This is a genomic window from Pseudoalteromonas sp. SG45-5 (assembly GCF_014164085.1).
GTDB classification, from domain to species: Bacteria; Pseudomonadota; Gammaproteobacteria; order Enterobacterales; family Alteromonadaceae; genus Pseudoalteromonas; species Pseudoalteromonas aliena.
This window is the reverse complement of sequence record NZ_JACJEM010000025.1, coordinates 26,568-49,142: the sequence shown is the minus strand read 5'-3', so window position 1 is coordinate 49,142 and position 22,575 is coordinate 26,568. Positions and strand designations below refer to the sequence as shown.

Genomic DNA, 22,575 nt, shown 5'->3' with positions numbered 1-22,575 from the left:
GTCAAAGTACCATTACTAAAATCTATTAGGACTAACAATGAAAAAAACAGTTCTTACGCTAAGCGCTTTTGTGTTGCCATTGGCAATGTCGAGTGCTGTTATGGCGTCTTCAATTGAACAAACAAAAGGTTCTTACGTTGATAAATTTCGTCAATTAGATGAAGCCCTTCCAACACCCAATGTTTATCGTAGTGCCGCAGGCGAACCTGGGGAAAAATACTGGCAACAGCGCGTTAATTACGATATTGATGTAAAGCTAGATGAAAAAAAGCGCCGTATTACTGGTAGCCAAAGCATTGAATATAAAAATAACTCTCCGCATACACTCAAATATTTATGGTTACAGCTAGATCAAAATATTTTCAAAAGCGATTCTATTGCCGAGACAACTAAAACGTTTAAAAGTACGTTAAAAAGCTTGCCAGCCCAAAAGCCAGCGAAGTTAAGTTTAGGTGACTTACGCCGTCAGCAATTTATGAGCGACAACGAGCTTGGTTATACAATTAATGGTGTTAAAGATGAAGACGGTAAAGAACTACGTGTAACTGTAGTTGATACTTTAATGCGCATTGATTTAAATGAGCCATTAAAACCGGGTAAAGAAGTCGAATTTAGCATGAACTTTGCCTTCAATATTGTAGAAGAAGATGCTGTAGGTGCGCGTTCTGGTTATGAGCACTTTGAAGAAGATGGTAACGACATATTCTTAATTGCGCAGTGGTTTCCTCGTTTAGCGGCCTACACTGATTACGAAGCATGGACAAACAAACCATTTTTAGGATCTGGTGAGTTTACACTTGAGTTTGGTGATTACGACGTTGAGATCACTGTTCCTGCGGATCATATTGTATCGGCAACAGGTAAGCTTGATAACGCGAGCAAAGTACTAACAAGTACTCAGCGTAAACGTTTAAAAGAAGCTGAAACATCAAAACGCCCTGTGTTTATTGTTAACGCAGAAGAAGCGTTAGAAAACGAAAAAGAAGGCACTGACAAAACTAAAACGTGGCACTTTAAAGCGCAAAACGTACGTGACTTTGCTTGGGCGTCGTCTCGTAAATTTATGTGGGATGCAAAAGGCTATCAACAAGGTGGTGATGTTCAACCATTAGTAATGGCTATGTCGTTTTTTCCTAAAGAAGGTGGCGATTTATGGGAAAAATACTCAACTGAATCTGTAGTGCACACTATGGAAGTGTACTCTAAGTACTCTTTTGATTATCCGTATCCAACAGCACAGTCGGTAAACGGTCCTGTTGGTGGTATGGAATACCCAATGATCACGTTTAATGGTCCGCGTACTAAGTTACAAGATGATGGCACGCGAACTTACTCTCAATCAGAAAAACGCTTTTTAATTGGCGTAGTAATTCATGAAGTGGGTCATATTTACTTTCCAATGATTGTAAACTCAGATGAGCGCCAATGGACGTGGATGGATGAAGGTTTAAACAGCTTTTTAGATGGCGTTGCTGGTCGTGAATGGGATCCTACTATTCCTTGGGGCGTAGAGCCTCGCGATATAGTGAGCTACATGAAGTCTGAAAACCAAGTGCCTGTTATGACTCAGTCAGACAGTGTATTACGTTTAGGTCCTAATGCTTATACAAAACCAGCAGCCGCACTTAATATTTTACGTGAAGTTATTTTAGGCCGTGACTTATTCGACTTTGCTTTTAAAGAGTATGCTCAGCGTTGGAAGTACAAGCGCCCTACTCCTGCTGACTTTTTCCGTACAATGGAAGAAGCCTCAGGTGTTGATTTAGATTGGTTTTGGCGTGGCTGGTTTTACACCACAGACCATGTCGATATTTCTTTAGATAAAGTGTATCAGCTGCGTTTAGATACTAAAAACCCTGATATTGATTACAGTCGCTTACGCGATATTGAAGCTGATAAGCCTACATCGTTATTTGTTGAGCGTAACCGCGCAGAAGGTAAAAAAACATGGGTTGAGAAAAACCCTGATGTTACCGACTTTTATGACGAAAACGACCGCTTTACTGTTACCAATAAAGAACGTAACTCGTACAACAAGTTTTTAAAAGGCTTAGAGCCGTGGGAGCGTAAAACGCTTGAACGTGCATTAGAAGAAGATAAAAACTATTACGTTATGGAATTTTCAAACCTTGGTGGTTTGGTAATGCCTATTCTACTTGAGCTAACATATGAAGATGGTACAACCGAAGAGCGTTATATTCCTGCTGAAATTTGGCGTCGTAATTATAAAAATGTTCAAAAGCTAATTGTTACCGATAAAAACAAACCGCTTGTATCAGTTACTGTTGATCCAGGCTGGGAAACAGCTGACGTAGATGTAGAGAATAATAACTACCCTCGTCGTATTATTCCTTCACGTATTGAAGTGTTTAAAAAGGAAAAGAGTAAAGCTAAGGTGAGTCGCGATATCATGCAAGATATCAAAACTGAACTTAAAACTGACGATAAAAAAGACGAAAAGGATGACGGTGAGGAGCAGCAATAATGCGCTTTTTGCTTATTATTGTTTGCTTTTTAGTTGCTGCGCCAAGTATGGCGCATCAACTAAAGTCGTCAGTTACAACCGTGCTTTTTAATAAACGAACGCATAATGTTGAGTTAATGCATCGCTTTTATTTACACGATACCGAACATGCCGTAGGAACATTATTTGAAGGCAAAATCGATATTATTAGTAATAAAGCCGACCAACAGCGTTTTGCTAAGTATGTTGAATCGCATGTTGCTCTACAAACATTAAGTGGTGAGCCTTTAGCGCTTAGCTTTGTAGGGGCACAAGTTGATGGTAAGTTTTTTTGGGTTTACCAAGAAGCACCAATTCCTGCAGAAATTGAAGGAATTAAAATGAGTAATGGCGCACTTCGTGATTTATGGCCATCTCAGGTAAATATGGTAAACGTTGAGGGCAAAGGGAAAATTAAAACCTTAAACTTTGCACAAGATGATACTTGGCTCGAAGCCCGCTTTGAGCAAAATTAATAGTTAAAACTTCCCCAACCGACGCGCACAGCAGTTTATGTGCGCGTATTTCCCTCTATTATTTTAGATACCCTCATAATTGATCTTTACTGTGTAAAGTTACGTAAAATTTGTGAAGTTATATTGTATATTTACTTTATTTTGCGCAATCTATTAGCAGATTTATTATCCAGAGTTCAGGTTACTTAGCATCATTTATCCAAAATATTGAGTATAAGCAGTAGATCATTTATGTTTAAAGTACGTTTAACTAATTATTACCACATCCAAGGAATGATATGATGACTCAGGTAGAGGCTATTAACGGTGTTATTTTTGATTTAGACGGTACGTTAGTATCATCCGAGTTAGATTTTTCACTTATAAAAGCACAAATAGGCTGCCCTTGTGAGCAAGACCTGCTCGACTTTATAGCGCAACTCCCTTCGGCATATATGCGCGAGGAAGCCATGAACATTGTGCATCAGCACGAGTTACTCGATGCCCAGCATGCAACTATATTACCCGGCGTCAGTGAAGCTATTGCACAATTAGATGCAAAAAAAATTCCGATGGCCATAGTAACGCGTAATTTTGACAAGGCTGCTGCAATTAAATTACAAAATAACCCACTGCCAATTAGCACGGTTTTAACCAGAAGTGATGCACCAGCAAAGCCCGATCCAAGTGCATTGAATGCCATTGCAACACTTTGGGATATTTGCCCTGCAAATATACTTTATGTAGGCGATTACTTGTATGACATACAAGCCGCGCATAACGCTAATATGCGTGCATGTTTATATGCTCCAGATATAACACCTGCTTATGCCGACCAAGCCGATTACATATTGCATAATTTTTATGAGTTGGTAGGGCTAGTAGAAAGTTATTCCAAAAAAGTAGCGTTATGTTAAATGGCATGCCATTTAATTTATTCTGAAATAAGTATGTAGTTATAAAAGTTTTTATTAATCAAGTTTTGCCTATTGCGGAGCTAGCCCAATACGTTTTGAATTGGTAAAATACCGCAAAACGTAACGTATTCATTAGGGGCACAAAATGGGCAGAGCATTTGTAGTTCGTCAAAGTTCTATGATCAAAACAGCTAATGCGAAAACGAAAATAAACTCAAAGTATGGTAAAGAGATTTATGTTGCAGCAAAAAATGGCGAACCCGATCCGGAAGTAAATCAAACCTTGCGCCGCCTAATCGAAAAAGCTAAAAAAGACCAAGTTCCAGCGCACGTTATTGAAAAAGCAATTGAGAAAGCAGCCGGTGGGGCAGGGGAAGACTATTCTGTTGCGAGATATGAAGGCTATGGTCCTGGCAATTGCATGGTTATTGTTGATTGCTTGACTGACAACCCAAATCGTACAATTAAAGATGTACGCTTACCATTTACAAAAACTGACTCAAAAATTGGTACACCCGGTTGTGTCGCGCATATGTTTGATCATTATGCGGTACTTGGCTTTGCAGGGGATGACGACGAAGTAGTACTCGACGCGTTAATGATGGCTGATGTTGATGTAAGCGATGTTGAAGCCGAGGACGGTAAAATATCGGTATTTGCGCCGCCAACAGAATACTTTAAAGCTAAAACAGCCCTTGAAAGCGCCTTTGAAGATATTAACTTTGAAGTAGACGAAATTACGTTTATTCCTCAAGTTAATATTGAGATTGAAGACGAAGACGTTATTGCTAATTTTGATAAATTTATAAATATGCTTGAAGATTGTGACGATGTGCAAAATATTTATCACAATGCCATTGTAAAAAATTAAACGTAAACGGCTATAAGCTTTAAAAGCGTGTTTTGTGTATACAAAACACGCTTTTTTACGTTTGAATAAATGTTAGATATTCATGCTCGTTATGTTTATTTGAATATATATTTTTAAAATGTCATAAAAGTGCTGTTATTTTAATTTCAGGCGATAAAAAACCAGCTTAAAAGCTGGTTTAGTACTTAATTTGAACTTTGGTTAAACAGTTAAAGCGTGTTCGTTTTTTGGGCTTTGTATTTTATACGGTAGCTATGCAGTAGTGGCTCTGTGTATCCGCTTGGTTGTGTTACACCTTCTAAAACGAGGGCAACTGCCGCCTGATACGCGATGCTGTTTGTAAGGGCTTCTTCGTTTGTTGCCATTAGCGTGTATGCGCTGTCATGCTCATTTTGACTATCAACCACTTTAGCCATTTTAGCCATGGTTGACTTTATTTGCGACTCTGAACATACACCATGAAGTAACCAATTAGCCATATGTTGGCTTGAAATACGCAGGGTTGCTCTGTCTTCCATTAATCCAATATGGTTAATGTCGGGCACTTTTGAGCAGCCTACACCTTGGTTAATCCAGCGCACAACGTAACCTAAAATACCTTGTGCATTGTTTTCAAGCTCACTTTGAATATCTTCTTTTGAAAGCGTACTCGCATCGACCATCAATGGCGGTGTAAGTAGGTCGCTAAGGCTTGCAATAGCACGTTTAGCAATACTTTGCTGCTCAGTAAAAACGTTTACATCATGATAATGCATTGCATGCAGAGTAGCTGCAGTAGGGGAGGGCACCCATGCCGTATTAGCGCCTGATTTAGGATGCGCTGATTTTTGCTCCATCATTAATGCCATTTTATCTGGCATTGGCCACATGCCTTTACCTATTTGTGCTTTATGACTTAAACCACAGGCAAGGCCAATATCGACATTGCGATCCTCATAAGCTTGTATCCACGGTTGCTGCTTAATCTGTGCTTTTGGAAGTACAACGCCTGCTTGCATTGAGGTATGAATTTCGTCACCTGTTCTGTCTAAAAATCCAGTATTTATAAATACAACACGCTCTTTAGCTGCATGTATACAGGCTTTTAAGTTGACAGATGTGCGGCGCTCTTCATCCATAATTCCCACTTTAAGCGTGTTTTTAGGTAAGCTTAAGGCTTCTTCTACATGGCTAAATAAAGTGTTTGTGAACGCGACTTCTTCGGGGCCATGCATTTTTGGTTTTACTATATTAATACTTTGTGCGCTGGTGTTTTTAATACCGGTTTTTTTATTTATGTCATGCAGAGCAGCAGTTGCTGTAAACATGGCATCCATAATACCTTCAAATACGGGTTGGCCGTGTAAATCAGTAATCGCAGGATTTGTCATAAGGTGGCCAACATTTCGTACAAACATCATGCTGCGACCTTTTAACGTAACAATGCCACCATCGAGTGCAGTATATGTTCTATCATTTTGCAGTGTTCGCTCTATGGTTTTATCACCTTTTTTGAAAGATTCAACTAAATTACCTTGCATCAAACCAAGCCAGTTTTTATAAACTTGTATTTTATCCTCTGCATCTACGGCGGCGACCGAATCTTCACAATCCATAATGGTGGTAAGGGCGGCTTCTAACACAACATCTTTTAAGCCCGCTTTATCTGCTTGGCCAATAATATGATGATGATCTATGTGTAGTTCTATATGTAAGTCATTGTTTTTTAATAAAACCACGGTTGGGTTTTGCGCTTCACCTTGATAGCCAATAAGCTGAGATGGGTTGGCTAGCGTAGTTTGAGAGCTATCGCGTAAAGTGATTGAAAGCGCACCATTGATGACTGAATAGTTAGTACTTTCTATATGCGAGCCATTAGTCAATGGCAATGCCTTATCTAAAAACTGGCGAGCGTAGGCCATTACTTTAAAGCCACGCACAGGATTGTAAGTATTGCCTTTCTCTGCACCATCGTCTTCACTTAGCACATCTGTGCCGTATAAAGCGTCGTATAGCGAGCCCCAACGTGCGTTAGCGGCATTAAGTGCAAAACGTGCGTTGCTAACAGGAACAACCAACTGCGGGCCTGCTGTAAGCGCTATCTCGGGTTCTACATTTTGAGTTTCTATTTCAAAGTTTGCGGGCTCTTTTACTAAGTAGCCAATATCTTGTAAAAAGGCATGATATTTAGCGCTATCCCACGTTTTATTAGCTAGATGATAGCTGTCTATTTTCTGTTGAAGTAGCTCTCGTTTTTCAAGCAGCGTATTATTTATAGGGGTAAGTGTTTGAACTATATCTGCAAAGTTCTGCCAAAATTGCTGTTCATTTAGATGAGTACCAGGTAATAGTTGGTTTTTTACAAAATCAGCGAGTTGAGTATCTACGCTGAGGCCTGAGTGTGTGAGAGTGTGGGTCATAATAGCCTTCCTTAAACGGTCGCAGTGTGCGTTAAGACAACAATAACTCAAAAAAGCTACGTTGAGTGCTTTTTGCTCATTCATTAAATTTATAGCCGCAATAACAACTATAAATTTACTAAATCTAAAAAATGAGCCTAATGTTGATTTAAGCGCTACGGAGCATGAGCTTGGTAGCCACTCTCATAACACTAAATATTACATACCCGTTCGAAGGACTTTATTATGACAACATATCAACGCGAAACAGATACACTTTCTACTCTTTGCCAATCTCAAGGCAGTGCATGGCATGCAATTAACCCTGAATATGCAAGTCGTATGCGTTTGCAAAACCGTTTTCGTACAGGAATTGAAATTGCACAATACACAGCAGACGTAATGCGTGAAGATATGGCAGCATACGATGCAGATACAAGCCAGTACACACAATCTTTAGGGTGTTGGCACGGTTTTACTGCACAGCAAATGATGATGGCAATTAAGCGCCACCAAAAAACGACAAAACGCAGCTATGTCTACTTAAGCGGCTGGATGGTTGCCGCACTTCGCTCTGCATTTGGCCCGCTACCAGATCAAAGCATGCACGAAAAAACATCGGTACCTGCGCTAATTGAAGAAATTTACACATTTTTAAAACAAGCCGATGCACGTGAACTAGACCACTTATTTAACGATTTAGATGACGCCAAAGCAAACGGCGGTGATGTGCAAGCTGTTATTGATAAAATAGACAACTTTGAAACCCATGTTGTGCCAATTATTGCTGATATTGATGCAGGTTTTGGTAACGAGGAAGCCACTTATTTACTGGCTAAAAAAATGATTGAAGCCGGTGCGTGTGCCATTCAAATAGAAAACCAAGTATCTGACGCCAAACAATGTGGTCACCAAGCGGGTAAAGTGACTGTACCGCATGAGGATTTCTTAGCAAAAATTAATGCGGTACGATACGCCTTTTTAGAACTCGGTATTGATAACGGTATTATTGTGGCACGTACCGATTCATTGGGTGCGAGCCTTACGCAAAAGGTACCTGTATCGAAAAAGCCTGGTGATTTAGCAAGCCAATACAATGCATTTTTAGAAACCACACCAATTAACGGTGTTGATGACTTAAATGAAGGCGACACTGCAATGAAAATTAATGGCCAGTTATGTAAACCAACTCGTTTAGATAACGGCTTATTCCAATTCCGCGAAGGCACTGAAAAAGACCGTGTTGTACTAGATTGTATTACTAGCTTGCAGTCTGGTGCTGATTTACTGTGGATTGAAACAGAAAAACCGCATGTTAAACAAATTGCAGAGTTGGTAAATCGTGTTAAAGAGCAGGTGCCAAATGCAAAACTGGTATACAACAATTCACCTTCGTTTAACTGGACGCTTAAGTTTCGTGAGCAAGTTTATCAAGAGTGGGCTGATGAAGGTCGTGACCTTAGTGCTTACCCAAGCCTTGGCGATAATAAAGCTCTTATGGCACCAGAAATGGATGCAACAGAACTTGCACAAGCAGCTGATTTACTAGTACAAAACTTCCAGCGTGATGGCGCACGTGAAGCCGGTATTTTCCATCACTTAATTACTCTGCCTACCTACCATACAGCGGCGCTAAGCACTGATATTTTATCAGAAGGTTACTTTGGCGATATGGGTATGCTAGCTTATGTACGTGATGTTCAGCGTCAAGAAATTCGCCGTGAGCAAGCATCTGTTAAGCACCAAGATTTAGCGGGCTCTAATATGGGCGATACGCACAAAGAATACTTCTCTGGTGATAACGCACTAAAAGCCGGTGGTGAAGATAACACCATGAACCAGTTTTAATTCCTAACTAGATAGTGTTACTCAAGGGCCTTAAGGCCCTTTTTTATTGCTTTAAATAAAGTTAGAACATTGAAGCATAATTACAGATCAGAGTTTAACTAACCAAATTATTTTGGATCACTATTTAACTACCTGAGTGAATGTACGGATCAGAGTTTAACTAACCTCTCATAAAACGGCATTTTTTAAGTGATTTTGCTGTAAATAGCTTTTACAGCGACCTAAAAATGTGGATAAGTGACTGATTTTTGCTTTAATCGGCAAACTTAGCGAATTCACAAACCGATTTTTTACTAACTTCTCGTTGCTATAAAACAAAATTTTACTAACTGAGAGGTTATAAACAGTGACCCAAACCGATTTTTTACCAACTCAAGTAATAAAAAATGCTATAAACCGAAATTTTACTAACTGAAGTTTTAGCTAAGTCCGATATTTAATTGTCATAGAAGTGTAAAGGGGGTTTACAGTTTGAATACTACCGCAGTAAATACAAAAGCCACTTGTTTGAAGTGACTTTTATTTAAGCTATAAATTTATTATCCAGAGTTTATTTAGTGTGTTTATCAAACCACCATTGAATATAAGCAACCTTAGTCATTAAATTAGATGGACGAGCTGTAATACCATGTGAAGCATTAGGAATGCGCACCATTGCGGTATCAACGCCTTGTAGTTTTAGTGCTTGATAAAACTGTTCAGTTTCTGAAATTGGTGTACGGTAGTCAGATTCACCAGTGAGCAGCATAGTAGGAGTTTTAACGTTTCCAACATAGCTAATCGGTGAGCGTTTCATGTAGCGCTCAATGTGATCCCACGGTTTACCCGGAAACCAGTAATCAGCAAAAAACGGGTAAAAATCGGCAGTTAGTACAAAGCTGATCCAATTAATAACAGGCTTAGCAACTACAGCTGCAGCAAAGCGATCGGTATGACCTACAATCCATGCAGTTAATACACCGCCGCCAGAGCCACCGGTTACAAACAATTTAGACTCGTCAATAAAGCCTTTCGCTATTACTGCATCAACGCCAGTCATTAAGTCATCAAAATCGTTACTTGGGTAATTATGATGAATGGTTTGTGCAAATTCTTTTCCGTATGAATTACTACCACGTGGGTTCATATATAAAACGACATTTCCTTTTGCTGCAAAAAGTTGAATCTCGGTGCTAAAGTGTGGACCGTAATTAGCAACTGGGCCGCCGTGAATTTCTAGTATTAGCGGGTATTTTTTGCTGCTATCAAACTCTGGCGGGTAGGCAATCCAACCTTGAATTGGCAGCTCATCGTGACTTGATTTAATCCAAATTTCTTCCACTTTAGCCAAAGCTTTGTTGCTCAATGCATCTTTATTAAGGGTTGTTAAGCGCTGCGCTTTACCACGTTTAATTGTTGCTATATCTGAAGGGCGCTGGGTATCGGCAAGGGTAAAGGCGACTTCACCGTCTTCGCTCACATCAAAGTCGCCGCCAGAATAAGGGCGGCCAAAGGCAACGCTGCCAATTTGCTCTGTAATTATTTTACGTTTACCGTTGCGTGGTTGATAGGCAAGCGCCGTTTGACCCTTATCGTTGTAACTAAAGTAAAGACCTTTTGAATTTGCACTCCATTTTATTTGACCTACGCTGCGATCAAAATCAGGCGTTAAGCTTGTTGTGTTAGCTGTTTTTAAATCGCGAATATAAAGCTGAGTGTTTTCGTAGTTAGTGCGTTTATCATCGTAACCTGTGTACGCTAAGTAACGACCATCGGGCGATACTTTAGGCTGTTCGTCAGGGCCATTGCGGTCGGTAATTGAGGTTATATTTTGTGAGGCTAAATCAAGTTGATAAATTTCACTGTTCGTGGGTTTTAGCTGGTAGTTTTCATGTCTATTTGCAGAAAAATAAAGCGACTTGCCGTCTTTACTAAAACTTACATCACTGGCGTTATTAAATTCATCATGGGTGAGTTGTTTAGCGTTACCGCCGTTAGCGTCTATGGTAAATAGCTGATTAAAACCCTTTTGTGTATAACCGCCACCGTCTGAACGATAATAAACATCATCAATAAACTTGGCGGGCTCTGCCCACGTTGCTCCTTTTGGTTTGCTTGGTAAGCTTACTGGCGCAGAAGTAGCGCTTGGAACAAACATGCTAAATATTAATTGGTTAGAATTAGGGCTCCAAGTTATTGCACGCGGGCTGCTGGTTAAGTTGCTAATTTTTGCCATAGCACCTGTTTTAAGCCATTTAATATATATTTGGCTGCTACCATCGCGGGTTGATATAAACGCAAGCCTTTCACCATCAGGTGACAGTACTGGCGAATAATCCATATGAATGCCAGAAGTTAATGGCTGCATTTGTTTTGTTTTATAATCAACGGACCAAATATTACCTACTTTACGATCTGTTTTTATGTCCATGCGATTACGTACAAAGTAAACAGTTTTACCATCTTCGGTTATGTCTATTTGATTGGCGTACTCTAAATTGAATACATCTTGTAATTGTAGTGTGTTTGTTTCAGCGTAGGCTAAGTTGCTACAGCCTAAAACGAGGCTAAGTGTTAAAAGTTTTTTCATTTTTATCCCTGTTGTGATTTTACTTTTGTTAATACAGTTATATGTTAGGTAAACAAGGATTAATAGAAGGATGCGATGAAACTCTAAATTTTATCTGTGAGTTAAAGCTGTAAAGGGGGTTTACAGCTTATAATTTAAGGTTGTGTGAAAAGCCTAATTGGCTGAGTTACAAAGCGCTTTAATCTCTTTTATAAGTGCGATGCCATCGGCATTATCGCCATGCACACATAAGCTATGTGCATTAAGCATTAATTTTTTTCCTGTTCGTGTTGTCACGCTACCATCGGATAAAAGTTGAGTAACTTGTTTTAGTAATGCAGCTTTGTTGTGAACGCTGCCCTCAAGCTTTCGTGAAACTAGCTGCCCGTCATCGTTATATTGCCTGTCGGCAAATGCTTCGAGTATTAGCTCAACGTCTACGTCTTTAGCTATTTGAGTATGCTTATTGGCATTTTCAGTGGCTAAAATCATTAATTTTAAATTGCTAGGGTAATTAGCAATAGCACTTATAACGGTTTGTAATATTTCCTCGTTATTCATCATATCGTTATAAAGCGCGCCATGTGGTTTTACGTAGCTAAGAGTTAAACCTTGTATTTTTGCCATGCCTTCAAGGGCAGCAATTTGGTAGTGTAGGCAATTTGTAAGCTCTTTTTCGCTAAGCACCATTGAACGTCTACCAAAGCCCTGCAAATCTGGGTAGCTTGGGTGAGCGCCAATTTGTACATTATGCTGTTTGGAAAGCGCCAACGTATTTGCCATTACATCGGCATCGCCGGCATGAAAACCACAGGCAATGTTAGCCATATCAATATGTGGCATTACGTCATCATCAAGGCCCATTTTCCATGCACCAAAACTTTCTCCTAAATCACAGTTAAGTTTCATATTAGTGCGCTTCTTGCGGTTTTATCGTGACAGGTAATAAGCCGTTAGCAGGCGATTTCCCTAATAGTACTTTCGCAAGCGCTGTAAAAGCAGGGCCCGCTACCATATCGTCTTTATCTACATCAATATTGTATGCATATGATACGAGCACAGCATTGGCATAATCGCCAAATTCGGCAATATCGTAAGGCGCTCTGAGGCTTATAAATACAGTGTTTTTATGTTTAGTTTTAGCAAAGTTGAGTAATGATTTAAGGGCTTTTGGTTGCTCTGCATTATTAAGTGCAAAATTAGGATCGTCTTTTAAATCGTCCATACCGCCAATTTCTACCGCACTTTGATTGGGCGTGGCATTACCAGCAATGATCACGTCGGCAGTAGTAATATCTGCATGTGCTTGTTGTGGATTAAATCCTTGGAGACTACTACAGGTATAGTTGAGCTTTTTATCACTTATAGCTTCAATCGCTTGCTGCATTGCCATGCATTTACGTGTGTCAGGCATAATAATATGCACATGCTGACCCGATTTAAGATTAAGCGGTAATGTGTTTTGTTTATTTTTAACTTGCGTTATTGCCTCTACAGCAAGCTGCGCTTCTATGTCACGATGTGCTGCACTGCCAATTGTTTGCTTTGCATTTATGAGTGCGTTGATAGGGTCAAAATGAGTACTTAACTCAAATTTGTTTTTAAGTGAAACGATACGCTGAGCCGATTGTGATATTTCCTGCTCATTTAGTTGTTTTGCTTTGACTGCGTCAACAAGCCTTTTAATCAATTCATCTAATTTTATAAAATCGTCTGGTGTTCTAATTTCAATAGGCATCAGAGCTATATCAACACCTGCTAAAAATGTATTGATCACCGCTTGAGTGGGTGTGAAAAAGTGGCTAATACCTGCCATATCAAGTGCATCCGTTACTACAACACCTTGATAATTAAGCTCGCCTCGTAAAATATCAGTAATGATTTTACGTGACATAGTCGCGGGCTTTATCATCGTTTTACCATCAACACTTACAAACGTGGTGCTATCAAGGGCTGGGTATTGAATATGCGCCGTCATTATCATACCTGGGTTTTGTTTGGCGATAATGTGTTTAAACGGTGCTAAATCTTGCTCATAAATAATCTCTTTAGAATGGTTTACTTTGGGTAAACCTGTATGGCTATCTACGTTTGTATCGCCGTGCCCAGGGAAGTGTTTTAACGAGGTGATAACACCGTTGTTTTCAAAGCCTGCAACCTGCGCAGCGCCAAGTTCAGCTACTATTGCAGGGTTCCCTCCGAATGAACGTACGTTTATAACGGGGTTGTCAGGGTTCATGTTTACATCAACAGTCGGGGCGTAATTTACGTTTATACCTAAAGTACTCAGCTCTTTAGCAATGACAGTGGCTGTTTTAGTCGCAAAGCTTACTCCGTGTTTTTTATATGTAGCACCAATCGACATATTACCTGTAAATGAGGTGGCGACATCACGTGGTAGTCTAGCGACACGTCCGCCTTCTTGATCTATTGATATGAATAACGGCAGTTTACTACTGGATTGGCTTGCTGCAGCTTGCAATTGGTTATTAAGGGTAATTATTTGTTCAACTGATTGGGCATTTTCAGAAAATAAAATAACACCACCAATATTATGCTTTGTAATTGCCTGTGCAAGCTCGTTTGGTAATTGAGTTAAAGGTGTTCTGCATTGTTTACTGCTGCCTTGCTCACAAAAATAGCGAAGATCAACCATAAGTTTTTGGCCAAGTTGTTGCTCAAGAGAAAGTACAGGTTTAGCAAACGAAGATTGTAATGGCATTAAGCACCCAGATAAAAAAACGATAGACGATACAACATACTTATTTAGCAAAACTTACTCCAAGGCTAAATAAAATAGATAAGTATATGCAGCTTATCTACTTTTTGATGCAACTGCAAAGCCATACAGAAGGCGTTTTTATAAACCTTGTTTTTAACAACTAATTTGTATATGTGGAAGCATATTTGGCACGCTGTTATTGAGCTGAGCGTTAATATTATAAACGTGCTTCAGTCGCTCTGCGGTTAACACTTCCTCAGGAGGGCCCGTTGCTTCAATTACACCGTTATTAATCATGTAAATTCTATCGGCAAAACTTGCCGCTAATGATAGGTCATGGATCACTGCCACAACACCGGCACCTTGTTGTGCAATATTTTTGGCTTGAGCCATTACATCGTACTGATGAAAAATATCTAAGCTTGATGTTGGCTCGTCGATGAGTAAGTAGGCCGGTTTATTTGTTTTTAAAGTAGGTTGAATTTGGCACAGCACGCGGGCTAGCTGAACTCGTTGCTTTTCTCCGCCTGAGAGTTGCGTAAAAGTATGATCTTTTAAATGCGTAATGCCAAGCGCCTCTGTGGCTTGGTTTGAAAATTCCTTCAAAGTTTGTCGGCTATATTGCATTTGATGAGCAAAGTGAGACATATCAACAACTTCACTTACGGTGAATGGAAAATCGAGTTCATAATTTTGAGTTAATACGGCGCGGCGCGTAGCTAAATCTTCAACTGTGTATGTATGCAATGGTTGCTCGTTAAGCAAAATACTGCCTTGTGTCAGTTTAATGTCGCCACAAAGCGCTTTTAATAACGACGATTTACCAGCGCCATTAGGACCAATAATGACGATGACTTCTTTTGGTTTTACGTAAAAATCAACATTATTCAGTAAGCATTTTGAGCCGATTTGTGCAGAAATATTGTTAGCACACAGCATTAGTGACTCCGTTTTTTGTATGTTTTTAATAGCATTAGTAAAAAGAATGGACCACCGATTGCGCTAGTTATTAAACCAATTGGAAGCTCAGCGGGTAGCATCACAGTACGTGCAAATAAATCGGCAAAGCTTAGTAATAATGCCCCACCTAATATACTTGCGGGCATTAAGTAACGGTGATCGGGTCCTAATATTAATCTCACAATATGAGGCACTATAAAGCCTACAAAGCCAATTATGCCAGTAATTGATACCGCAGCACCTGTGCAAAGGGCAGTGCAAATAAAGACCTGTTTTTTGAGACGTGTAACATTTATGCCTAAATGTTTAGCTTGTGCTTCGCCAAGTAAATATAAGTTGAGTGGTTTAGCTAAGCGCATTAACAGCGAAATACTAATGACAATAATACAAAGGGATGGCAGCATCATTGCAAAATGGTTGCCAGCAAGCGAGCCCATACTCCAAAACGTAAGGTCCCGAAGTTGCTGCTCGTTACTAATTAAAGTGAGCCCGCCAATAAATGAACCAACTATTGCATTTACGGCTATTCCTGCAAGCAATAAGCTAATAATAGTAAACTGGCCACTGTGCGCACTTAATCTATAAATAAACGCACATACAGCAATACAGCCTAAAAAAGCGCCTATAGGCACAGCGTAAACGCCAAAAGTGTTACTAAAATTAGTAAATAGACTGGTGCCCAATACTATGGTTGCTACCGCGCCAAGTGCAGCACCACTGGATACGCCAATTAAACCAGGATCGGCTAATGGATTTCTAAAAATAGCTTGCATAGCAGCGCCACACGCAGCCAAGCCTGCACCTACCACCATTGCTAATACAATACGTGGTAAACGAATTTGCCAAATAATTGCATTTTTTAAACTATCACTTTCAAGATTGTTAATAATGGCGATTATTTCACTAAAACTTAAGTTAACCCCACCTTGACTAAGCGCCGTAAAAAACATTAAAACACAGGCTATGAGTAAACACGGGATCGCCATTTTGCGCTGTTTATGCCCTGTGAGCATGGTACTGCCTAATGCAAGCATGTTGATTACTCGCTTAATTCAGTTGTTGTCTGAGAGGTTTTAGCAAAGCGAAACTTATAACCAGTAGGCAGTTGAGTACTGGGGTGTAATACGCTGGCAAGTTCAACTACGGCCTGTGGAGTACGTGGACCCATACCCAATAAGTAACTGCCATCAAAACTATATACTTGTTTATTTTTTGCTGCGTTAGAGAACTTAAAATGAGCTAATTTGGCTATGTCGGTAAGAGGGTCATCACCATGACGGCCCATCGTTATAATTGCATCGGGGTTAAATGCTAATGCAGCTTCGCTAGAAAGTGGTTTCCAGTTATCTAAGTGCTTTTCAGCTATATTAATGCCGCCAGCAGCATTAATTAACTCATTTGCAGAGGTATGCGCCCCAGCAACAATAGGCTGCCCACTGCGAACGCTTAAAACAAAGAGCACGCGAGGTTTATAGTCAGATTGTGATAAAACATAGCGTAGTGCATCTCTATCGGCTTTTAGGCTGTTTGCTAAAGTGCGGCCTTTAGCAGGTACATTAAGCAATTTTGCAATATGATTAATTTTATTCTCTATGGTTAAAAAGTTATCTTCCTCTGAGAGAATAACCATATTTACGCCCGTACTTTGTAGTTGCGAGACGACTTTTTTTGGCCCAGTGTCGGCTTCCCCTAAAACAAGATCGGGCATTAAAGAGAGTATGCCTTCAGTGCTTATCTTTCGTACGTAACCTATCTGCGGTTTTAGTGTTGCAGCAATAGGAAACACGCTAGTGCTGTCGACTCCTACAATGCGATCTTGTTCTTCAAGTGCATAAATTATTTCGGTTATTGAACCACCAGATACTACGACTCTTTGCGGGGTAGGTTCTAATGCTTGAGATATGTGCGTAGTGATTAAAAAGCTAGCGATGACTAAATATGTAAATAGGGGTTTCATAACAAATCCGATATTGATACCATTGGTTAATGCAAATAATAACAGTTATCATTTATATTTAAAAGATATGAGATTTACTATTTTTATCATTCTATCTGGGTTTTTCCACTTTATTGGTTTGTTTATTCAACCCGAGACGCACACCCCGATTACGTTTTTACAGGGGCAAAGAGCCGATAAAGTCTCAATTAATCTGATTAATTCACAAGTCGCGATAAGCAAAAGCCTCTTGGTAAAAGCAAGCGAGCAGCCCCAAGCTGTAATTGAGCCTACAGCGAGTACAATGTTTTCAGGTCAAAGGCGGCACGTTAGTAAAACAACAAAGCCAGATAGCAAAATTATAAGCAAATCGGTTATAAATAAGCCGCCTCGTAAAATAAAACCACAACCAAAGAAAACAGTTAATCAGCAAACAGTCGCCAAAAAGAAACCTGTGCAGCGGAAACCTTCAAAAACAGCAGCAAGCGTTAAGGCTGACTCTTTAAAAACGCCGACACAGATGGCTTCTGCAGCTGAGTTAAGTAAACAAAATTCAGCGACCAGTGAACTAGTGAACATTGCAAAGCTACCTTTATTTAAAGCCCCAAAACCTACTTTATCTTATCCATTACGTGCAAAGAAAAGAGGTTATGAAGGTGTCGCCATGTTGCAAATAGAACTAAATAAAAATGGAGAAATAGCAAAGCTTACGCTGATCAAAAGCAGTGGTTTTGTAGAGCTCGATCAGGCTGCACTTAATAATGTGGCGCAATGGCAGTTTTACCCTGTATTAAAAAATAGCCATCCAGTAAAAGCATTGTTTAGTGTGCCAATTAAATTTTCGTTAAACGTATAATTAAGAGTGATCGTATGAAATTTGTATTTAATGCCATTGGCATAATGGCTTGGCCGTTATTATGTTTATCGATAATTGCACTGGCTATTGTACTTGAGCGCAGTTTCGTAATGCTCGTTGCTAAGCTGCAGTTACAGCAACATAAAGCTGGGCACAGTCAATTTGCAAAGGCGCTTAAGAGTAAACAACAACAACCAAGCGAACAGCGTCTGCAGTGGTGCCAGTTGTACTTACAAGATTGTCTAGTTAACTGGCGTAAGCGTTTAAATATACTTAGTTTACTTGCTTCTTTAAGCCCATTAATGGGCTTATTAGGAACTGTGTGGGGATTAGTCCTTATGTTTAAAAATATAGCGCAAACAAATCAAGCTGTTACCCCTGCATTACTCGCCGATGGACTATGGGAGGCGATGTATTCGACTATGGCTGGATTAGTTATTGCTATTCCATGCTTATTAGCAAGTGGCTTATTAAATGGCATGTTGGATGCTCTACAAAATGAATTTACACGTGTTATTAACCATCTAAATTATACCTTTACATTTAATGAACGCCCGCATGCTTGAGCTGCCCAAAAATAATTTAACCCCCCCTTTATTACCTGATTTAACAGCCTTATTAGATGTGCTGTTTATTTTGTTGGTATTTTTGCTACTCACCGCAGCAGTAAAATTAAATATGCTTGATGTAACACTCCCTGATACAGGAAAAAATACCAGTACGCCGGTACAGCAATCTGATGTGCAAGTGTTGAGTGTGCGTATTCATAATAAAAAAACACAATATGGATTTGACCATCAACTCTATGACTCGTTAAGTAGCGCTATAACAGCATTAAAAGTAGAAAAGCAAGATACCCCACTTTATTTAGCCGTTGATGAGCAAGTACCAAGTGGTGATCTTGTTGTGCTATTAGCCGCTTTATCGAGAGAGAAATACCAAGTTGCAAATATTTTAGTTAAAAGCGATTGATAATGATTATCATTTGAGTTTTATTTTGTTATAGTGCAGCGGCTTGAGACTACTAGGGCCTGTTGACCTTTCAGGATTAAAATTTGTTCAATCTAGGGGCGATTTAATCGCGGCGTGAGGTTTGTAACCTATGGGCTAAGTAAAAACCGAGCAACAAAGAGTAAATTGCCCCTAGAAAGAACCCAAAGGGCAGCGCATGTTTGGCATTTATGCTGCGTTATCGCCTATTTATGGGGAGTAACCACACACCATAGGCTCTGCCTTGCCTAAATACCAAACAGACTGCTGCAAATTTAACCTCGAAAGATAAACAGGCCCTAGGGGCTATGTCTTAAGCATAAAGTAATAAAATATGGCCGACCAGCCGTGTTTAAACACAATAAAACTATTATACGGAGTAAATTATGCGCCTTTCAAAACTGGCTTTATGTATTGCCAGCGTTTCAATGCCTCTTATGGCTGCTGAGATAAAAGTAATAGACAGCTCAGACAATCAAATCCCAATCACCACTCTTGATGCAGTAACCGTTACGGCAACGCGTACCGCCAAATCAGCCTTAAACTCAGCTCAAGCCGTTAACGTAATTACACAGCAGCAAATAGCGCGGGTACTTGCAAGTACTGTGTTTGATAGCCTTATTAATGTGCCAAATGTTACGTCAACGGGTGGCCCAAGAAGCGGAGGCCAAAAGTTTAGTGTGCGCGGTTTTAGTGATGCAGAAGATGTATTAATAAGTGTTGATGGTGCAATTCAAACATTTGAAAAATATCGAATGGGGAGCTTTTTTTCTGATCCCGAACTTTACCGCTCAGTAAGCATAAAGCGCGGACCAAGCACAGTGCTACATGGTGGTGGCGCTTTAGGTGGTGTAGTAGAAATGGAGCTTAAAGATGCAAGTGACTTTTTAGCACCTAACGAAAAAGCGGGCGCTAAAATTAAGCTTGGCCACCATGGAAATAATAACGAAAAGAATGGTGCTGTATACGCCTACGCAAGACCTACAGAATCGCTTGATGTCGTTGCAGCCTATGTAAAACGAAGCAGTGATGATTTTGAATTATCTAACGGGAAAACATTGGATAACTCAGCAATTGAAGCTGAATCGCTACTATTAAAAGGCGAATACTATTTAAATGAAGACTCGTTAATTGGGCTTTCATACACAAAAAGTGAAGACAGCCAACGGACTGAATTTAATACCACTGATCCTGGTGCATGGGGCACAGTTTATAGAACGATAGAGCAATCAGTTACTAATTTAAGTTATGAGCTAAACCCTGCACATAATCCTTATGTAAATTTAAATGCCCGTTTTGGGTATAGTCAAAGTCAAGTAACAGAAAGCGATGGCTTGGGTACGTTAAAAGATTTTATTGGCATTGCCTCTAATTATGAATACAACATAGCAACATTAGATATTGCAAATACCTCTGTTTTTAATAAGCATGCATTAACGTATGGGATTCAGTATTCAGATAAAGAGCGAATTGGTACAAAGCTCAGTTATCCTTGCCTTAATCTAAATAGGCAAACGTATCAGTGTGTTGAATACGCGAATAACGCGGTACAAGCTGAAATTACTTCTCAGCCAGGAGGCACTCAAAAACGCTTAGGTGTGTATATTCAAGATGAATTTACGTGGCAAGATCTGACGCTTACTGGGGGTCTTCGTTTTGAGAAATATAAGACAACAGCAACCAGCGGTTTTAACCAAATATTTAATAATCTAGATACTCAAGCCGAACACTCTCAAGTTGTCCCCGCTGTTACGGCTAACTATCAAATAAACAAAATGTTCGCTATTTTTGCAAGTTACCAAGAAGGCTTTAGAGCGCCGCTAATTGACGAGCTATACGACCAATACAGCGGTCGTAATCCTGCTTTAGGTTTAGAAATAGAAAATAGCACGAATAAAGAAGTTGGCATGAGCTACCAAACAACGAATGTATTGACTAGTAGAGACGCACTAACTGCTCGCTTCATTTATTTTGATATAGATGTAAATGATGAAATTCAATCAAACACGAATAGCGCTACAAACCCTGCACCAGCGCCACGCTATAGCAATATTGGCGACAATCAACGTGATGGCATTGAGTTTGAGGTTAATTATGCGCATACCCTTGGTTATGCCAACTTTTCTTATAGCCGTATTTCTGGTGAAAACGAAAACAATGAACCTTTATGGTATTTACCTGCCGACAAGCTTGCACTAAGTGTTGGTTTACACTTTTTTGACGATACCATTAAAACCGGTTTGAGAATTCAAAATGTAGACAAACGAACAGTGCTCATTAATGGCGTAGAGCAGCAACACAAAGACTATACGCTAATAGGTATGAACGCGAGTTGGGATATAAACAAAAGCTGGAGCGCACGAGTTGCAATTGATAATTTATTCGATAAAGAATATCAGGTAATTGCAGGTACAGGTGGTGGAATTGGTGAGTACGGTATTGGTCGTAACATTAAAACACAAATTAGCTTTAAATTTTAAGCTGCTGCAGCAGCATGTAAATGTTGCTGCATTTTTAGGAGCACATAATGAACACATTATTTAATCAATACCAAGCTTTAAAAGCAGAGCAGCCTACTATTAGAGCTGTTGACGCTGCTTTAAAGCTAAATACCACCGAAGCACAATTAGTTGCAGCTCAAGTTGGTACTAATGCAATTAAACTCGACATAAATCATATTGAAAGCATTCTCAAAGGCTTAAAAAAGCTTGAGCATGTTATGGCAATGACCCGAAACGAACTGGTGATTAATGAAATTAAAGGGTGTTACGAGAAATTATATACATCAGAACGTAATGAGCAAAAAATGGCAATAGCCATAAACCCTGGCGGAATTGACTTAAGATTATTTTTGTATAAATGGGCGAGTGTATTCGCCGTTAAGCTAAGTAATATGGTGAGTATTCAATGCTTTGATAAATATGGGCAAGCCGTTCATAAGGTTTTTAGCACTGAGCAAACAAACCTAGCAGCATACGAAGCATTAATTAATAAATACAGTGATTGCGAACAAAGTAATGTGTTAGCAATAGAGCCTAAAATTGTACAGGCTTTAACATTTAAGTCTCAAGAAAATATTGATGCGGCAGGATTTTTAGACGCATGGGAAAACCTGCAAGATGTACATCATTTCCCCGCATTATTAACTAAATTTGATGTATGTAGAACACAGGCCCTTGAAATAGCTCAACCTCATTGGGCACAAGAAATACTCCCAATAAGCCTGCCTTATATATTTGAAACGTTAAAAAAACAGCAAAATGAGGTAATGATTTTTGTTAATAATGATGCCGCAGTGCAAATATATTCAGGCACACTAAATAATTTAAAGCAAGTTGGCCCATGGTATAACGTGCTTGATGAGGGCTTTAATTTACATGTGAGGAGTGATGATTTTGCTCGTGCATTTGTTGTAAAAAAACCAACCGATAATGGTGACGTTGTTGTTCATTCTATCGAGTTTTTTGACAGCTTAGGTAACACAGTACTGACATTGTTTGGCCGCAGAACCGAAGGTAACAAGCAATCAAATAAATGGGTTAATTTGTGTGAGCAGCTTTGGCAACAGCGCTTAGTCGCCTGAACTAGACA

General features: G+C 39.6%; 17 protein-coding genes. 10 read left to right on the top strand and 7 right to left on the bottom strand.

The features are described 5' to 3' along the window. Positions 1–37: 37 nt before the first annotated feature. The 4 genes from H5119_RS10035 to H5119_RS10020 all read left to right on the top strand — a co-directional run bounded on the left by H5119_RS10035 (position 38) and on the right by H5119_RS10020 (position 4,746). Positions 38–2,485 carry a M1 family metallopeptidase gene (locus H5119_RS10035; protein WP_182702131.1) on the top strand — a complete coding sequence of 816 codons (2,448 nt, stop codon included), beginning with the start codon at positions 38–40 and terminating at the stop codon, positions 2,483–2,485. Beyond that, entirely contained in the window at positions 2,485–2,979 is a 495-nt protein-coding gene (locus H5119_RS10030) for a DUF6702 family protein (protein WP_182702130.1), read from the top strand. The genes H5119_RS10035 and H5119_RS10030 overlap by 1 nt, the downstream gene beginning before the upstream one ends. Before the next feature lie 278 nt (positions 2,980–3,257). Continuing rightward, positions 3,258–3,875 (top strand): HAD family hydrolase, encoded by a 618-nt coding sequence (locus H5119_RS10025; protein WP_182702129.1) that lies wholly within the window; start codon positions 3,258–3,260, stop codon positions 3,873–3,875. A 145-nt stretch (positions 3,876–4,020) separates the two neighbouring features. After that, on the top strand, positions 4,021–4,746 hold the full coding sequence (locus tag H5119_RS10020; RefSeq protein ID WP_182702128.1) for a YebC/PmpR family DNA-binding transcriptional regulator: 726 nt from the start codon (positions 4,021–4,023) through the stop codon (positions 4,744–4,746). Positions 4,747–4,955: 209 nt separating this feature from the next. Here H5119_RS10020 and H5119_RS10015 read toward each other — a convergent pair whose 3' ends face one another. Continuing rightward, on the bottom strand, positions 4,956–7,145 hold the full coding sequence (locus H5119_RS10015; RefSeq protein ID WP_182702127.1) for a malate synthase G: 2,190 nt from the start codon (positions 7,143–7,145) through the stop codon (positions 4,956–4,958). Positions 7,146–7,370: 225 nt separating this feature from the next. Here H5119_RS10015 and H5119_RS10010 point away from each other — a divergent pair, with 225 nt between their 5' ends. After that, positions 7,371–8,972: an isocitrate lyase gene (locus tag H5119_RS10010; RefSeq protein WP_182702126.1), complete on the top strand. Its 1,602-nt coding sequence runs from the start codon at positions 7,371–7,373 to the stop codon at positions 8,970–8,972. A 550-nt stretch (positions 8,973–9,522) separates the two neighbouring features. Here H5119_RS10010 and H5119_RS10005 read toward each other — a convergent pair. From H5119_RS10005 to H5119_RS09980, 6 genes are all read right to left on the bottom strand, one after another. Next, on the bottom strand, positions 9,523–11,541 hold the full coding sequence (locus H5119_RS10005; protein WP_182702125.1) for a S9 family peptidase: 2,019 nt from the start codon (positions 11,539–11,541) through the stop codon (positions 9,523–9,525). Between the two features lie 153 nt (positions 11,542–11,694). Beyond that, positions 11,695–12,429, bottom strand: coding sequence for a 5-oxoprolinase subunit PxpA (locus H5119_RS10000; RefSeq protein WP_182702124.1), 735 nt, complete (start codon positions 12,427–12,429; stop codon positions 11,695–11,697). Position 12,430: 1 nt separating this feature from the next. After that, on the bottom strand, positions 12,431–14,242 hold the full coding sequence (locus tag H5119_RS09995) for a glycoside hydrolase family 3 protein (RefSeq protein WP_182702123.1): 1,812 nt from the start codon (positions 14,240–14,242) through the stop codon (positions 12,431–12,433). A gap of 153 nt (positions 14,243–14,395) precedes the next feature. Continuing rightward, positions 14,396–15,181 carry a heme ABC transporter ATP-binding protein gene (locus H5119_RS09990; protein ID WP_182702122.1) on the bottom strand — a complete coding sequence of 262 codons (786 nt, stop codon included), beginning with the start codon at positions 15,179–15,181 and terminating at the stop codon, positions 14,396–14,398. Beyond that, positions 15,181–16,236, bottom strand: coding sequence for an iron ABC transporter permease (locus tag H5119_RS09985; RefSeq protein ID WP_077535411.1), 1,056 nt, complete (start codon positions 16,234–16,236; stop codon positions 15,181–15,183). Before H5119_RS09985 ends, H5119_RS09990 begins: the two co-directional genes overlap by 1 nt. A gap of 5 nt (positions 16,237–16,241) precedes the next feature. Further along, positions 16,242–17,159, bottom strand: coding sequence for a hemin ABC transporter substrate-binding protein (locus H5119_RS09980; protein WP_182702121.1), 918 nt, complete (start codon positions 17,157–17,159; stop codon positions 16,242–16,244). A gap of 67 nt (positions 17,160–17,226) precedes the next feature. Between H5119_RS09980 and H5119_RS09975 the strand changes: the two genes are divergently transcribed. From H5119_RS09975 to H5119_RS09955, 5 genes are all read left to right on the top strand, one after another. Further along, positions 17,227–17,994: an energy transducer TonB gene (locus H5119_RS09975; RefSeq protein WP_182702120.1), complete on the top strand. Its 768-nt coding sequence runs from the start codon at positions 17,227–17,229 to the stop codon at positions 17,992–17,994. 14 nt (positions 17,995–18,008) lie between these two features. Further along, complete coding sequence (locus tag H5119_RS09970; RefSeq protein WP_182702119.1) at positions 18,009–18,560, top strand: MotA/TolQ/ExbB proton channel family protein; 552 nt, start codon at positions 18,009–18,011, stop codon at positions 18,558–18,560. Next, the gene (locus H5119_RS09965; RefSeq protein WP_182702118.1) at positions 18,553–18,966 is read left to right on the top strand and encodes a biopolymer transporter ExbD; all 414 of its coding nucleotides are present in this window, start codon (positions 18,553–18,555) and stop codon (positions 18,964–18,966) included. Before H5119_RS09970 ends, H5119_RS09965 begins: the two co-directional genes overlap by 8 nt. Positions 18,967–19,370: 404 nt before the next feature. Next, on the top strand, positions 19,371–21,464 hold the full coding sequence (locus H5119_RS09960) for a TonB-dependent receptor domain-containing protein (protein ID WP_182702117.1): 2,094 nt from the start codon (positions 19,371–19,373) through the stop codon (positions 21,462–21,464). Between the two features lie 47 nt (positions 21,465–21,511). After that, positions 21,512–22,567 carry a hemin-degrading factor gene (locus H5119_RS09955; protein WP_182702116.1) on the top strand — a complete coding sequence of 352 codons (1,056 nt, stop codon included), beginning with the start codon at positions 21,512–21,514 and terminating at the stop codon, positions 22,565–22,567. Positions 22,568–22,575: the final 8 nt, after the last annotated feature.